This is a genomic window from Thermoanaerobacter brockii subsp. finnii Ako-1, assembly GCF_000175295.2.
Taxonomy (GTDB): Bacteria; Bacillota; Thermoanaerobacteria; order Thermoanaerobacterales; family Thermoanaerobacteraceae; genus Thermoanaerobacter; species Thermoanaerobacter pseudethanolicus.
Window position 1 is genome coordinate 1923356 of sequence record NC_014964.1, and the last position, 15347, is coordinate 1938702.

The 15347-nt window shown below is 35.0% G+C and carries 18 protein-coding genes, 2 pseudogenes and 1 riboswitch; of the genes and pseudogenes, 4 read left to right on the forward strand and 16 right to left on the reverse strand.

From position 1 onward, the window contains the following. Positions 1-278 precede the first annotated feature (278 nt). Complete coding sequence (locus THEBR_RS09565; RefSeq protein WP_012269637.1) at positions 279-962, forward strand: rhomboid family intramembrane serine protease; 684 nt, start codon at positions 279-281, stop codon at positions 960-962. Between the two features lie 280 nt (positions 963-1242). Here THEBR_RS09565 and THEBR_RS09570 read toward each other — a convergent pair whose 3' ends face one another. Then, positions 1243-1557 carry an AAA family ATPase gene (locus THEBR_RS09570; RefSeq protein WP_341852834.1) on the reverse strand — a complete coding sequence of 105 codons (315 nt, stop codon included), beginning with the start codon at positions 1555-1557 and terminating at the stop codon, positions 1243-1245. Next, positions 1537-1855 (reverse strand): annotated as a pseudogene (locus THEBR_RS12165) (ATP-binding cassette domain-containing protein); the annotation flags it as partial. The gene THEBR_RS09570 and the pseudogene THEBR_RS12165, both read right to left, overlap by 21 nt. 299 nt (positions 1856-2154) lie before the next feature. On the opposite strand from THEBR_RS12165, the gene THEBR_RS12500 reads away from it, so the two are divergent. The 3 genes from THEBR_RS12500 (at position 2155) to THEBR_RS09580 (ending at position 3839) form a co-directional block, all read left to right on the forward strand. Then, positions 2155-2292, forward strand: a complete 138-nt coding sequence (locus THEBR_RS12500; RefSeq protein WP_232195878.1) for a nucleotidyltransferase domain-containing protein — start codon at positions 2155-2157, stop codon at positions 2290-2292. After that, positions 2270-2488: a nucleotidyltransferase domain-containing protein gene (locus tag THEBR_RS12505; protein ID WP_012268589.1), complete on the forward strand. Its 219-nt coding sequence runs from the start codon at positions 2270-2272 to the stop codon at positions 2486-2488. The genes THEBR_RS12500 and THEBR_RS12505 overlap by 23 nt, the downstream gene beginning before the upstream one ends. A 139-nt stretch (positions 2489-2627) precedes the next feature. Beyond that, positions 2628-3839 carry an NADP-dependent isocitrate dehydrogenase gene (locus THEBR_RS09580; protein WP_009051827.1) on the forward strand — a complete coding sequence of 404 codons (1212 nt, stop codon included), beginning with the start codon at positions 2628-2630 and terminating at the stop codon, positions 3837-3839. Between the two features lie 227 nt (positions 3840-4066). Here THEBR_RS09580 and THEBR_RS09585 read toward each other — a convergent pair whose 3' ends face one another. The 14 genes and pseudogenes from THEBR_RS09585 to cobD form a co-directional block, all read right to left on the reverse strand. After that, positions 4067-4897: an energy-coupling factor ABC transporter ATP-binding protein gene (locus THEBR_RS09585; RefSeq protein WP_009051828.1), complete on the reverse strand. Its 831-nt coding sequence runs from the start codon at positions 4895-4897 to the stop codon at positions 4067-4069. A gap of 3 nt (positions 4898-4900) precedes the next feature. Next, positions 4901-5668 (reverse strand): cobalt ECF transporter T component CbiQ, encoded by a 768-nt coding sequence (gene cbiQ / locus THEBR_RS09590; RefSeq protein WP_009051829.1) that lies wholly within the window; start codon positions 5666-5668, stop codon positions 4901-4903. Next, on the reverse strand, positions 5655-5948 hold the full coding sequence (locus THEBR_RS09595; protein WP_009051830.1) for an energy-coupling factor ABC transporter substrate-binding protein: 294 nt from the start codon (positions 5946-5948) through the stop codon (positions 5655-5657). The genes cbiQ and THEBR_RS09595 overlap by 14 nt, the downstream gene beginning before the upstream one ends. After that, the gene (locus THEBR_RS09600; protein WP_009051831.1) at positions 5945-6694 is read right to left on the reverse strand and encodes an energy-coupling factor ABC transporter permease; all 750 of its coding nucleotides are present in this window, start codon (positions 6692-6694) and stop codon (positions 5945-5947) included. The genes THEBR_RS09595 and THEBR_RS09600 overlap by 4 nt, the downstream gene beginning before the upstream one ends. Before the next feature lie 123 nt (positions 6695-6817). After that, a riboswitch (cobalamin riboswitch) is annotated at positions 6818-7032 on the reverse strand. Between the two features lie 64 nt (positions 7033-7096). Then, positions 7097-8398, reverse strand: a complete 1302-nt coding sequence (gene hemL, locus THEBR_RS09605) for a glutamate-1-semialdehyde 2,1-aminomutase (protein WP_041589985.1) — start codon at positions 8396-8398, stop codon at positions 7097-7099. Positions 8399-8533: 135 nt separating this feature from the next. Beyond that, positions 8534-8977: pseudogene (locus tag THEBR_RS12510) on the reverse strand (precorrin-2 dehydrogenase/sirohydrochlorin ferrochelatase family protein); the annotation flags it as partial. Continuing rightward, complete coding sequence (gene hemB, locus THEBR_RS09610; protein WP_012269640.1) at positions 8959-9933, reverse strand: porphobilinogen synthase; 975 nt, start codon at positions 9931-9933, stop codon at positions 8959-8961. The gene hemB and the pseudogene THEBR_RS12510, both read right to left, overlap by 19 nt. Positions 9934-9947: 14 nt before the next feature. Continuing rightward, positions 9948-11441, reverse strand: a complete 1494-nt coding sequence (gene cobA, locus THEBR_RS09615) for a uroporphyrinogen-III C-methyltransferase (protein WP_012269641.1) — start codon at positions 11439-11441, stop codon at positions 9948-9950. After that, positions 11441-11992 carry a hypothetical protein gene (locus THEBR_RS09620; protein ID WP_341852835.1) on the reverse strand — a complete coding sequence of 184 codons (552 nt, stop codon included), beginning with the start codon at positions 11990-11992 and terminating at the stop codon, positions 11441-11443. The genes cobA and THEBR_RS09620 overlap by 1 nt, the downstream gene beginning before the upstream one ends. A 14-nt stretch (positions 11993-12006) precedes the next feature. Continuing rightward, on the reverse strand, positions 12007-12510 hold the full coding sequence (locus tag THEBR_RS09625) for a precorrin-2 C(20)-methyltransferase (RefSeq protein WP_012269643.1): 504 nt from the start codon (positions 12508-12510) through the stop codon (positions 12007-12009). A gap of 17 nt (positions 12511-12527) precedes the next feature. Further along, complete coding sequence (locus THEBR_RS09630; protein ID WP_244261817.1) at positions 12528-12833, reverse strand: sirohydrochlorin chelatase; 306 nt, start codon at positions 12831-12833, stop codon at positions 12528-12530. A 97-nt stretch (positions 12834-12930) separates the two neighbouring features. Further along, a complete protein-coding gene (cobS, locus tag THEBR_RS09635; protein WP_012269645.1) occupies positions 12931-13683 on the reverse strand; it encodes an adenosylcobinamide-GDP ribazoletransferase in 753 nt (250 codons plus the stop codon). Between the two features lie 22 nt (positions 13684-13705). Beyond that, complete coding sequence (gene cobU, locus THEBR_RS09640; protein WP_003867152.1) at positions 13706-14260, reverse strand: bifunctional adenosylcobinamide kinase/adenosylcobinamide-phosphate guanylyltransferase; 555 nt, start codon at positions 14258-14260, stop codon at positions 13706-13708. After that, positions 14260-15345, reverse strand: a complete 1086-nt coding sequence (gene cobD, locus THEBR_RS09645) for a threonine-phosphate decarboxylase CobD (RefSeq protein ID WP_012269646.1) — start codon at positions 15343-15345, stop codon at positions 14260-14262. The genes cobU and cobD overlap by 1 nt, the downstream gene beginning before the upstream one ends. Positions 15346-15347: the final 2 nt, after the last annotated feature.

Sequence of the window (15347 nt, forward strand, 5' to 3'; positions counted from 1 at the left end):
TGCCAGAACAATAATAATATTAAATCTTATCACCTTTTTGTAAGGATACATGGTCTTCATCTGCTTCTATGTTACCAAATTTTTATATTCTTTGAATTTGACATTTAAAAGGCTTTATTAATAAATTTTACTAATAAGCCAGGCAGTAGTGATAAAAACATCTAATTCTAGCCATCTGTAATTCTACCCCCACTTGTGCTATAATCTTAATATAATTTTGATTTGATACGGAACTCGGTTTTCGTGCAAAGGTAGAATAAAAAAGTGGAGGGTTAAAGATGTTTCCAATCAGGGATAATATACCGAGCAGACGACCACCCGTTATTACGCTCCTGCTCATAATAATAAATTCGCTCATATTTTTCACTCTTTCAAGTGCTTCATACAGCACTTTTGCCGGGTTTGTTTACAAATACGGGCTTATACCGGCAAAAATTACAAAACTGGTTATATCCGGTGTACCGTTTTCCAGCAGCGACTTATACCCTTTTATCACCAGTATGTTTCTTCACGGTAACACACTTCACCTAATTAGCAACATGTGGATACTCTGGCTGTTCGGAGATAATGTTGAAGATAGGATGGGCCATATAAGGTTCCTCATTTTCTACCTCCTTAGTGGGGTAATCGCAGGTGTATTTCACCTGGTTTTTAATCCCCTCTCACAAGTACCGGTGGTAGGGGCTTCTGGAGCTATTGCAGGCATTATGGGTGCATATTTTGTATTATTCCCGTCGGCAAGGATAATTACGCTGGTACCAAGCTTTTTCCTGGTTCCAGTCTTCCTTCCGATACCCGCCGTGGTCTACCTCTTCCTATGGTTCCTGACCCAGCTCTATTCCGGCACGGTCTACTCTGTCATTGGTGGTACAACGGTTGGTGGAATAGCCTGGTGGGCGCATATAGGAGGATTTATCAGTGGTGTGTTGTTAAATAGGTTCTTCCTTAGAGATAGGCATTAATTAACTCGTGCTCACAATGGCGATTCCTCCACAGCCCCAAGGAAGCTAATATGTACCCAATAATCCATTTTTTCTGGCGTACCTACTACTCATACCAAAAACCACTGAACCAACTATAAGCCACAAGATACTTATAAGTATAAGTAGTAGCCACTCATTGTAAGAAATAGCAATATTACTTACTGATTTTCTCGCTATATCATTTTCTATTTTATATGAAAAACTTTCTTTTAAACTTCTTTTTATTTAGCTATTACAATGTTTAAATATTTGAACATATTTAAGCCCCCTTTAAATTTGCATGTATTTTATATTTATTTTCTATGTCTTCTGCTGTAATATTGATATTTGCGAATTCATCAACGATGTTCCCATTGTTTATTATTATAAATCTGTCAACTGTCTTTCTCAAAAAATCTACATCATGAGAAGCAAGTAATACTGTTATCTTCATCTCCTCTCTTAAGGATTTAATAGCATTGGTCAGTAAGACACGTGACTCTATATCTAATCCATTGGAAGGTTCATCCAAAATTAAAAGTTCCGGTTCGTGAAGTAAAGAAACAGTTATTGCTACTCTTTGTTTTTGACCCATTGAAAGAGTTTTTACTTTTCGTGTTAATACTGTTGCCTTCAAGTACTACGCCTATTTTCTCCATTATTTTCAATCGAGTTTTATCTCCCATTTTGATATTGGATATAATAACCTCACCTAAATCAGGAATTGTTAAACCGCATATTATTTTAAGTAAAGTGGTTTTACCCGCTCCATTCGGTCCAAGAAGTCCTACTATTTCCCCTTTATTTATATTCATGGATACATTGTTTAAAGCTATAATCTTGCTTTTATTGTATTTTTTGTACAAATTTTTGACAGTAAGCAAATCTTTCATTCCTCCTTGTTATTGTCTATCGAAAGAATAATTACATCATTTCTAAATCTGCTTGATTTTAGCATTATTAATGGCGCAGTTATTGAATGGTCAATACCCATTTTACTGCATCGTTTATAAGAAGAAAGTAATTCCTCCTGCGGACATAAAAAGTCCATTTTTTATACCCCTAAAAATGTAAAAACACTTTTTAAATATTATACAATATTTGAAATTAAATTTGTGGATTTTGGAACGAAAGTGTCATTTTTGGGAACGAAAATGCATTTTTCGCCTAATATTTTACAATTATATGGCTAATGTTATCTGGTAGTGCCACGGAATATCAAAACAAAAACAGCGATATTGATTTTGCAGTTTTATACAATAAAAATGTCTCATTGGAGGAAGAACTTACATTAGAAGTTAAAATAAGTGAAATATTCAAAAAGAGATGACATTGATGTGATAAATTTAAATAAAGCTCCTTTAAACCTTCAACACAATGTCATTTATACGGGAGAATTATTATATTGCAGTGATTATTTGAAACTGGCGGATTTTAAAGAAAAAGTTTTTAAATACCATGGAGACTATGGAATTACTCTCAAATTCTTTTATGATTATTATTTGGAGGGACTGATTAAAAAATGACCATTAATTAGGATAAGATAACTTTTCTGTTGCGAAAACATGACTTATCCTATATAATAATATTCAAGTTATGCTTTATCAATTTGTATTGATAAATTTTCGAAGTTTTTGTTATATCTTAGACAAAGGAGAGAAGTAAATGGCTAACAAAATTCAAATGAAGGTACCCCTCGTTGAAATGGACGGGGACGAAATGACAAGAATCATATGGAAATTGATAAAAGAAATACTTTTAGAGCCCTATATAGACCTTAAAACGGAATATTATGACCTTGGAATTAAAAACAGAGATAAAACAGAGGATCAGGTCACGGTTAATGCGGCATATGCCATCAAAAAATATGGTGTCGGCGTAAAATGTGCAACAATTACTCCAAATGCCCAGAGAGTTGAAGAATACAACCTTAAAAAAATGTGGAAAAGCCCTAATGGTACAATCAGAGCAATACTTGATGGCACAGTTTTTCGCACACCTATTATTGTGGAAAGTATTAAACCTCTCGTAAAAACATGGAAAAAGCCCATTACAATTGCAAGGCATGCCTATGGAGACATTTATAAAGATGTAGAATATCGGGTTGAAAACAAAGGAAAAGCAGAACTTGTTTTTACCTCTGAAACAGGTGAAGTGTCAAGGCAAACAATACATGAATTTGAAGGTCCTGGTGTCATCCTTGGCATGCACAACACTGATGAATCGATAAAGAGTTTTGCAAGAGCATGTTTTAACTATGCCTTAGATACAAAGCAAGATTTGTGGTTCGCAACCAAAGACACCATATCAAAAATTTATGACCACAGATTTAAAGACATATTCCAGGAAATATACGAAAATGAATATAAAGAAAAATTTGAGAAAGCGGGAATTGAATATTTCTATACTCTTATTGACGATGCTGTGGCTCGAATTATAAGGTCTGAAGGCGGAATGATTTGGGCATGCAAAAATTATGACGGCGATGTAATGTCAGATATGGTAGCAACAGCATTTGGAAGCCTCGCCATGATGACATCTGTGCTAGTATCTCCTGATGGCAAATACGAATTTGAAGCAGCTCATGGAACAGTTACAAGGCATTATTACAAATACCTTAAAGGAGAAGAGACCTCTACAAATTCTATTGCTACAATTTTCGCATGGACAGGTGCTTTGAAAAAGAGAGGAGAACTTGACGGAATAGAAAGCCTCGTAAACTTTGCTGACAAACTGGAAAATGCATCTCTTCAAACAATTGAAAAAGGTATAATGACAAAAGATTTAGCAGCTCTCTCTGATTTGCCAAATAAAACTGTTGTAAATACAGAAAGTTTTCTTCTTGAAATTAAAAAGACCTTGGAAGAGATAATGTAAAAAGTAGTATGTGTCTTCCCCTGTAGGAGCGTGGGCGGGCTCTGCCGACACTTTTATAACACTTTCAGCAAATGTTGCTGTAATACCCCTAGTAGTAGAATAGGCGTTGCCCATCCCGTGTCAATGGAAGATGACAGCGCTCTCTTTGGATATTTTACAGCAATTATTCTCTTCAGGACAAAAAGAAAATAAAATAGAATAAAAGCTGCTAAGGCTTCAGCAGCTTTTTATTTTATACATTTTTTTAATTCCTCTATATTTTTTGGTATATTACTTCCATTCATAATTCCTTTTTCTTTTAAAATTTCATATATTTCCAAAAGCATAGGCTTTCTCAAATCACTCCAATCGAGTTCTTTTTCGTTAGTAAAAACAACTGCTGGTTCGCCTTTTGCAACAACTTTTCCCTTCCTCATGACATATATATAGTCAGCCCATGAATAAGCAAAGTCCACATCATGAGTTGATAAAATGATTGTCTTTTCCTCTTCAGCTAATTTGTCAAACAAACCCATGATTTCTTGTACATGCTTAGGATCTAAATAAACCGTTGGCTCATCCAGTATAATGACTTCAGGCTCCATAGCTATGATATCAGCTATTGAGACGCTTTTTTTCTGTCCATAGCTTAAAAAATGAGTGGGCTTGTCTTTTAAATCAATAATTCTCATTTGTTTCATAGCTTTTTCCACTTTTTCTTTTACTATATTTTCTGGATAACCCAAATTCATAGGTCCAAAAGAAATCTCTTGGTATACACTGGCAGAAAAAAGCTGTATGTCAGGATTTTGAAAAACAATACCCACATTCTTTCTGAGTTTGGTAAGTTCGGTACGATTGTATTTTATTTCTTCCCCGTTATACAATATTTTTCCTGATTTAGGTTTCAAAATTCCATTGAAGTGCAAAAACAGTGTTGTTTTACCTACACCGTTTGGACCTAAAACTGCAGTCTTTTTACCCTTCTCTATCGATATATTTACGCCATCTAAAGCTTTTGTACCGTCGCTGTACTCAAAAGTAACATCTATCGCTTCTAATATAAATTGCTTTTTCATAGTTCACCTTCTTAAAAGCATTGATATGCTTATTAAAATTAGTTCTATCAAAATAATAAATATTATATTTTTATAACAAAATTTGTAATCTTTACCGATGACTTTTAGTTCTCCGTTATAACCCCTTGCTTCTAAAGCCACATATAAATCCTGTGAATCTTTGTAAGACTTAATAAAAAGAGAAGATATCAAAAAGCCTAAAGACCTATAACTATTTTTTAATGTGGCATATCCCAATCTTGAATCCTGAGATATATAGATTTCCTCAGCAGCCTCGACTAAAACAAATATCAATCTGTAAATTAGCTGAAGTAACTCCAAAAATAGTGAAGGAATTTTTAATTTCTTTAAGACATTTATAATGTCAACTACAGGAGTAGTAAGAGCGAGAAAATACAAACAAGACACTACTGCTAAAACTCTGAAAAATAAAATAACAGCAGTATTAATGCCTTTTTCAGTAATTCCTAAAGTTACTCCAAAAATATTAAGGCTTATTAATGCAACACTCTTATCCCCTATAACATTTATGATAAGTGTCAATATGCTTATTATCAAAAAAGAAAAAGGAATTAGCATAAGCTTAATGTACACTCTTGCTGGAATTTTCGCTTTAAATACAGTTACCACAAACATCAAAATAATTACTGCAATATTAGTATAGGCATCAAATTCAAAGCACAAAATCATTGTTAAAAGGGCAAATAAAAGTTTTTCAACAGGATGTACATTGTACATCCTGTTTGTGTAAGAGTAACTATCTATTAACATTTTTTCTCCACTTCGCAACACCTATATAATATCCTAAAAATCCTGCGCCAATTGCAGCTTGGAGCGCAAACAAAAGGCTTTCAATTTCTCCGCTTGGTGGCTCCCAAATTGGTTCAAACCATGGCTTATAATTTTTGTCTACCTCAGCAATAGCCTGTGTCGCCCTGTCATCTGCGCCAGCAAATTCAGCGTTTTTAATAGTAACAAGAGGAAACACGATCAGCAAAATGACCAACAAACCTAATATCAAATTTTTCATTAAAAACTTTTTATCCTTCATACTGCCTTACCTTCTTTCTCTAAAACGTTAAGCTCAATGAGTTCCTCTTTGCTGTAGGCAGTTAGCATATTAATTACAAGCACAGTTAAAAGCCCCTCACTTATTGCCAAAGGTACCTGTGTCACTGCAAATATCCCCATGAATTTTAAAAATGAGGCTGTAAATCCGCCTACTTCAGTAGGAAAAGCAATAGCAAGTTGGAGGGATGTTGTCACATATGTAAGCAAATCCCCAATTGAGGCAGCTAAAAATACTGCAAGCCAATTTGGACCACCTGCTTTTTTTATTCCTTTAAATATATAATAGGAAGCAATTGGCCCTACTATAGCCATGGAAAATGTATTAGCACCCAAAGTTGTTATACCCCCATGAGCTAAAAGCAGTGCCTGAAACAAAAGCACTATAAGGCCTAAAACACTCATAACAAAAGGTCCAAAGAGTATAGCTCCAAGCCCTACACCGGTTGGATGCGAACAACTTCCTGTAACTGAAGGGATTTTCAAGGCCGAAAGCACAAAAGCAAAAGCACCTGCAAAACCCAAAAGCATTTTAAGCTTTGGATTTTCCTTTACCTTTTTGTTTATCGCTATAAGTCCCACAACCACAAAAGGCAAAGAAGCTATATCCCATATTATGCACCATTTAAGAGGAAGAAACCCTTCCATTATGTGCATGGAATAGGCAATTTCCGGCGCTATTAAAAGTAGCGCAAATGCTGTAAACAATACCCATTTCCATTTTTTCACACTACACACCTCTTTTTATGAAATTTAAGCAAAAATAAAGCCTCTTAACTTACCAACGGCGTTAAGAGGTTAAAAAATACATAGGTATCCTTTTATAACACCTCCTCTATCGACCGTAGAGTAAGTGTAACACAAATACAGGCAGGTCTCCTGACTTAGGTTCATCGCTCTTTACGCCTTCCCACCCGGCATTCACCAAGTATTCGCTGAGTGCCGGACAGTGGCATAATGTAAAGAGCTCACCATCACAGTGGCGGGACCGTGCAGGACTTTCACCTGGCTTCCCTTTTAACCCAATTTTGACTGCAAAATTGGGCACCTGTATTTGCTTGTTATTCAATTCTTCCTTTAAATAAAGCATATCATTTTATAAATTAGGTTGTCAATGAATAGAAATGTCTCTTATTCTAATTGCTTACTTATAATTTTTGCAACTTCAAAACTAGCCTCAATTGTTTTTTCAATATCCTCCTCTGTGTGAGCCATTGATAAAAAGAAGGTCTCAAATTGAGAAGGAGGCAGGTATACACCCCTTTTTAGCATTTCTCTAAAATATGCGGCATACATAACAGTGTTTGATTTTAAAGCAGAGTCATAATCCTTTACTTCATCTTTATTAAAAAACATACACATCATGCTGCCTATTCTATTTATTGTAACATCAATTCCATTTTGAACCATGCTTTCTTTTAACCCCTTACACAATTTTTCTGCTTTCTTGTCTAACTCTTCATAAATATTGGAAGTTTCAGATAATATTTTTAAAGTCTCAAAGCCTGCTGTCATTGCTAGAGGATTGCCAGACAAAGTCCCTGCTTGATACACAGGCCCATCAGGAGAAACCAACCTCATTATCTCTTCTCTTCCTCCATAGGCACCGACAGGAAGTCCACCTCCAATGATTTTCCCAAGTGTGGTAATGTCAGGCATGACGTTGTAAAATCCTTGTGCCCCCGAATAAGACACTCTAAAACCTGTCATCACTTCATCAAAAATTAAAAGTGCTCCATACTTTGTAGTAATCTCTCTCAATCCTTTTAAAAACTCTTCATCAGGCAAAACAGTACCCATGTTTCCGGCAACAGGCTCTACAATGACACCAGCGATATTTTCACCATAAACTTTAAAAATATCTTCTACCATTTTGATGTCATTGTATCTAGCTATAATTGTATCCTTTGCTATCTCATTTGTTACGCCCTTTGAATCAGGCATTCCGAAAGTAAGTGCACCTGACCCTGCTTTTATAAGCAGGCTGTCAGAATGTCCGTGATAACATCCTTCAAATTTTACAATGATGTCTCTGCCCGTATATCCCCTTGCCAATCTTATAGCACTCATAGTGGCTTCTGTGCCTGAATTCACCATTCTGACAACTTCTATAGATGGAACAGCCTCAATTATTTTTTCTGCCATCTTAACTTCCAACTCTGTACAGGCTCCAAAACTGGTACCCAGTTGTGCTTGTTTTTTAATAGCTTCTACCACCTGTGGATGTGAATGCCCAAGTATTAGCGGTCCCCATGAAAGAACGTAGTCTATGTATTCATTGCCATCTTCATCCCATATATGACTTCCTTGCCCCTTTTTTATAAAAACAGGAGTAGCTCCTACTGATTTAAAAGCCCTTACAGGGCTATTGACACCACCCGGCATAAGTTTTTTAGCTTTTTCAAAAAGCTTTTGTGATTTATCAGTTTTCACAGAATCACCTCTTAACAGCCCGCTTTTCTCAATAATTTTTCTGTAAATAGCCATTTTCTCTTCTTCAGCAAAATCTTTTTCCTTTAATTCTATCCTCTTCTGGTATAGCTTTTGTAATAGTTTTTCATACTCGTCATTGAAAATTGACTCCAATTTTTCTTTTATCATTCTCGAAAGAAGTGGACTTTTGCCACTTGTAGATATAGAAATAATTAAGTCTCCCCTTTTTACAATGGCAGGTACAATAAAAGAAGAAAGGTCTTTATCATCAACCACATTTACAAGCACATTGTATTTTTCTCCATCTGACGCAACAAGTTTATTTACCTTCTCATCATCTGTAGCAGCAATCGCAACAAAAAATCCCCTTACATCCCCTTGTTGATACTCACGTCTTATAAGTTCCACCTTTTCTTTTGCTGAAAGCTTAAGTATTTCCTCATCAAAAGAAGGAGAAATGGCAGTAACTAAAGCTTCTCCTTCAACAAGAGATAAAATTTTTCTAAGAGCAACTTTGCCACCCCCTACAACAAGGCATTTTTTGTTTTTTATATTAAGCATTATAGGGTAATAAGCCATTTTGCAACATCCTTTGCAAAGTAGGTTATAACTATGTCTGCCCCTGCCCTTTTAATTGAAGTGAGTATTTCTAAGACTACCGATTTTTCATCAATCCAACCCATCTTAGCTGCCGCCTTTACCATTGAATATTCTCCACTTACATTATAAGCAGCAATAGGAATGTTGAAATTATCCTTTACCCGCCTTATAATATCAAGATAAGAAAGTGCCGGCTTTACCATGACAATATCTGCTCCTTCTTCAATGTCAAGAGCTATTTCTCTTAAGGCTTCGTTGGAGTTTCCATAGTCCATTTGATAAGACTTTCTGTCGCCAAATTGTGGGAAAGAATTTGCTGCTTCTCTAAAAGGTCCATAAAAAGAGGAAGCGTATTTAGCACTGTAAGCCATAATAGGTGTGTTTACAAATCCTTTACTATCTAAAAGCTTTCTTATGGCAGCTACTCTTCCATCCATCATGTCAGAAGGCGCTACAATATCCGCCCCTGCCTCAACATGGGACAAGGCTATTTTAGCGATGTAATCTATCGTTTTGTCATTTACAACTTGTCCATTTTCAACAATTCCACAGTGACCATGAATTGTATACCCACACATACACACATCTGTTATTACCACAATTTCAGGCACTTTTTCTTTTATTTCTCTCACCGCTTTTTGAACGATGCCTTCCTCACTATAAGCCTCTGACCCTAATTCATCTTTATATGAAGGCACACCAAAAAGTAAAATAGCAGGAATTCCAAGGTCACGCACTTCTTTAACTTCTTCTACAAGCAAATCTATAGAAAAATGGTAAACACCCGGCATTGAATCTATCTCTTCTTTTATATTATCTCCTGGCACAACAAAAAGAGGATATATAAGGTCACCAACATCTAAAGAAGTTTCTCGTATCATCTCCCTTAAAATACTGTTCATCCTAAGCCTTCTTGGCCTTTTTACCAAATCCATTTTATCTCCTCTTTCTATTGGTTTTGATAGTTTTTTAATATTTCTTCAATAAGTTTTTCCGTTGTGTATTCACTTGGCATTATGTCTACATTAAATCCTTTATCCTCTATAGCTTTCTTTGTTACAGGTCCTATTGCAGCTATTTTAGAGTTTTTTAGAAGATTTATTTCGTCTCCTATTAATTGATGCATATAATTAAAGGTAGAGGAACTTGTAAATACAGCAATATCTATTCCTTTGCGGAGTTCACTTATAAGCTTTTCCTTTATTTCATAATTTGGTTCATTTTTATATGCGACAATTTTTTGTACGTTAGCACAATTTCCTAGACTTTCCATTAATATATCCCCGCCTATCTGAGAAGTCAAAAGCGCTATGTTTTTTCCTTCAACATGTTTTTTAAGTGCATTTGCTAAAGAGTATGAGGTGTACTCCTCAGGAATTATATCTGGATATATAAAAATATTTTCTAAAGCTTCCGCAGTTTTACTTCCTATCGCTACTACTTTAATTCTTAAATTTCTTAAATCAACCCTTTTTTCTCGGGAAGCTTCAATAAAACTCCAAACGTCATTTACACTTGTAAATACAGCATAATCAAATTTGTGTATTTCTTCTAAAAACTTTACTATATTATCTAAAAACGGCGTGATTTTAATAGTAGGACAAACAACAACATCTGCTCCCTCTTCGCTCAAAATTTTTTTCATCTGCTGTGACTGTTCATAGGTCCTTGTAAGCAAAATCCTTTTTCCAAAAAGCTTTTTGTTTTCGTACCATTTTAATCTATCCCTTAATGCCACAACATCTCCTACAGTGATAACTGCAGGATTTTTTATTCCTTCTTTTCGGACGAGACTTGGAATATCAATGAGTTTCCCAGTTATAACTTTTTGCTTTGGAGTAGTGCCTTCCATTACTACTGCTGCTGGTGTATGAGGATCTTTGCCGTAATTAAGAAGTTTTTGCACAATTTTTTCTATATTTTTTATCCCCATGAGAAATACAAGTGTCCCCTCGAGTTTTGATATGACCCCCCAATCGAGGTTTTTATCTTTCCCTTCCCATTCATGACCCGTTATTACGTGAAATGAAGAGCTTAAATCTCTATGAGTTACAGGAATTCCTGCATAGGATAGGACAGCCACTGCAGATGTTATGCCTGGCACTACCTCATAAGGTATCCTTTTTTGTGAAAGGTATTCAGCCTCTTCGCCACCTCTTCCGAATACAAATGGGTCTCCTCCTTTAATTCTCGCTACTTTTTTGCCAGAAAGGGCCTTTTTCGCAATTATTTCGTTTATTTTATTTTGAGGTACTTTGTGATTATCTGGAAACTTTCCAACATCAATAAGCTCTGCATCCTTTTTTGCCATTTTTAAAATATCTTCATTAATGAGCCTATCATACACCAGCACATCTGCATTTTTTATTAGTTCGACTGCTCTCAATGTTAAAAGCCCAATATCTCCAGGTCCTGCTCCGATCAAATATACAATCCCTGACATCATATACCTCCAAATTCTTCAATAAGCTTTTCTATCATTTTATCGGTTTCTTCAATTAAGCCAGTCACTTCACTTTTTAAAAGTTTATCCTCTTTTTGATAAACAACTTTTATGTTTATTTTCTCTTCGTCTTTCTCTTTTCTGTATTGGGCATAGGCACCAAAAGGCTGTCTACAATTAACTCCAAAAGCTTTTAGAAGTTCCCTTTCAACAGAAGCCTCAAAAAATGTTCTTCTATCAACAATGTAGGAATAAAACTCTTGAAATATATTATCAAAACTTTCTGCAATTTCTACTGCAAGAATTCCCTGACAAGGTGCTGGTACAACTACATCAGGTGGGAAATATTCAGTAATAATACTCTCCAATCCTAACCTATGCAAACCCGCCGCTGATAAAACAATGCCGTCAAGGTTTAGTTCTTCCATTTTTTTGAGCCTCGTCCTTACATTACCTCTTATTGGAACAATCTGTATGTCTGACATTAAAGCCTGTATTATTTTCATCCCTTTTAATGTTATAAGTTCAGGGTCTCCTGGTCCTACACCAATAAAATAAACTACAGCTACTTCACCTTCTTTGTAATAATGAGTGACAAATAATCTATCTTTTTCCCTATATATCTATCAAGGTCGTAGGATATTTTTTCCTCTTTATGGCCGCACTTTATCACAAGGTATCCTTTGAAGCTTTTTTCTTTTAGAAGATTTACTATTTCCTCGTACCTTCTCGAAATTTTCATTAATACCACGTTATCAAACATATCAAGAGCTTTTGAAATTTCCGTCACATCTCCTGATGAAATCACTGCAAAAGTCTCGTTTCCCTCCGCAATTGGGATATTTAACCTTGAGGCAGCTGCACTATAGGAGGTGATTCCAGGAATCGTCTCTACTTCGTAATCCTCAATTCCTTTTAAAATGTATATGTAGGTACTGTAAATCATGGGGTCTCCTATTGTTATAAAAGCTACGTCTTTCCCCTCATCAAGCAACTCTTTGATTTTTTTAACATTTTCTTCCCACTTTGTTTTGAGGTCTTCTTTTGAGTAGGTCATGGGAAATTCCATAAATACTACATCGCCTTTTATATAAGGCTTTGCAATCTCATAAGCAATACTTCATTCTCCTTTGCTTGTGGGCCTACGATCCTGTCATCATACCCTATAGACTTTGCAAACTTAATCTTTAAACCCGGATATTTTTCTTTTTCTTTTCCAAAAACCTCAGGTATATCATGTAACACATGGTTTCCTTCAAATAAAAACATAGGAACTGCTATGATATCGTAAATTCTTTCTTCGACAAATTCTCTTATGGAAGTAGATATATCAGGCTCGTTAAATTCCATAAAACCTGCCTTTACATCTTTGGTATTTTTTAGGCTCTTTATTTTTTCTACAACCTTAGTAACTACATCTTTAGTCTCTTAAACACGACTTCCATGTGCTATTATTAATAATCCTTTTCCCATAAAAATCTCTCCTTTTTTATAATGACACACTTACAAAGCAAATGAGTGCAGTAAGCTCTGCCAATTCATTTACTGCACCGAGAGTATCCCCAGTCATACCACCTATTCTCAGCGAAATATACTTTGATACAATATAAGTAACAAAAAGCGATATAGTAAGTATTTTTACAAAAACCGCTAAAGGCAGTATAAAATAGCTTGTAGCAATTGAAATAACAAAAGCAATGGCAAATTCCCTTATCCCTACTTTACCCAGCATGAGTCCTCCAAGGCCTTCTCCACCTCTTGCAGATTTACTTATCATCATAGAAAACACAATTGACAATCTCCCAATAATTGGGGTAATTAAAAGTGCTGTTAAAGTAATATTTTCGTGTATATTGGTGAGAAATAATATTTTTAAAACAACTATAAAAATTGCAGCTAAGACTCCATTAGTGCCAAGTCTCGAGTCTCTCATTATCTCCAGCATTTTACTTTTATCCTTATTGCTAAAAAGGCCATCAAAAGTATCTGCAAGCCCGTCAATATGCATTGCTCCTGTTAAAACATAAGAAAAAGCTACAATAAAAGTCATTACAATTTCCCGGGAAAAGAAATCCTTTAAAGCAATATACAAAAGTGAAAGGATACCTCCTATAACAATTCCGACTATTGGAAAATAAGATGCTATTCTATAAAACTCTCTTTTTTCAACATCAATTTCTATTGGTATAGGAAGGCGTGTCATAAACTGCATCGCAAGTACCAATCTTTTAATTTCTTCCATAAGGATATTGCATCCCTTTCAATCATCCCTTTATTTTAAGAGGTATTCCTGAAACCATTAGATAAACTTCATCTGCAGCATCTGCCACTTTTTTATTCATCCTGCCTGCTATATCTCTAAATATCCTGCCCAGTTTGTATTCGGGCACTAATCCCATTCCCACTTCATTTGTCACAAGAATTATATCCCCTTTAAAATCCTTCTTAGCACTTAATATCTTATCTACTTCGTCAGCAATTTGCTTTTCTATGTTATCAATCTCCTTCAACTCTACTTTTTCCCATGTTAAGTCAACTTCCATTAATAGGTTTGTAATCATAACTGTAAGGCAGTCAATCAATGCGACTTTGGCATTGCTTTTTGATATTACGTCATATAAATTTTTGTAGACTTCTTTTGTCTGCCAAAAAGGTGGCCTTCTCTCTTTATGCCTTTTGACCCTTTCCTTCATTTCTTCGTCAAAAGGAATAGAAGTAGCTATATAAAGGACACTGTTTCCTCCTTTTTCTAAAGCCAATTTTTCAGCAAATTCACTTTTGCCAGACCTTGCACCACCTGTGATCATAACAAGGCTCATTATATTACAACCCTTTCTTTATCTTCTACTAAATCTTTTATATCTATTTCTTTCAAAGCCTGTATCAATTTTTCATTGTCTTCATGTCTTTTTATAGCAACTCTAAAAAAGCTTTTGTCCAGATACCTAAAATTAGAAGCATCTCTTATGAGAATTCCTTTTTTTAGAAGTATTTGTTTAAGGTCATTTACCCTTCCTGTTCTTAACTTTAACAATATAAAATTTACTTTTGTATCAAAAGCAACTAAATAATCAATTTCTCTTAAAGTATAAAGCATATACTCTATTTCTTTATTTACATATTCCCTTGTTTTTTCTATATAAGCTTCATCTTTAAATATTTCTCTCCCCACAGCATCTGCAAGAGCATTTACTGTCCAAGGTTCTTTGTATTCTTCTAACTTTTGTATCAAAGAAGGACTTCCAATCCCGTACCCCAATCTCAGCCCTGGCATGCCAAAAAATTTTGTGACAGCTCTTACAATAAACAATTTATCATGCTCTTTTGCAAGAGGTAAAGCTTCATAATTTTTATAGTCTTTCATAAATTCAATAAAAGCTTCATCTATCATGACAGGTATATTCAAAATCTCCGCTTTTTTTAATAAAATTCCTATTTCCTCTCTAATTATGGCTTGTCCTGTAGGATTGTTAGGATTCCCAATGATTAAAGAATCTGCCTCTTCCATTTGTAAAAGAAGCTTTGCGAGATTTACTTTAAACCCATAATCTTCTTCCAGCCTGAAATATATTGGTTCACCACCGTTTATGTGGACTGCCCTTTCATATTCCAAAAAAGCAGGAGACGGAATAAGGGGTCTTTTTACCTTAAATGCTCTCACAAAAAGATGTATGAGCTCTGTCGCACCATTCCCAACAATTATATTTTCTTGCGAATACCCCACATACTGTGAAATAGCCTCTTTAAGTTTTCGATATTTTATATCCGGATATTTTGTTAAATCAACTTTTTTGATAATATCAAAAATCCATTCCGGCACCCCAAGAGGATTTATATTTGAACTAAAATCGATTATTTCTCCTTCATAATCATAAACATTTCCGCCATGCTCATAAGGCTTCATTG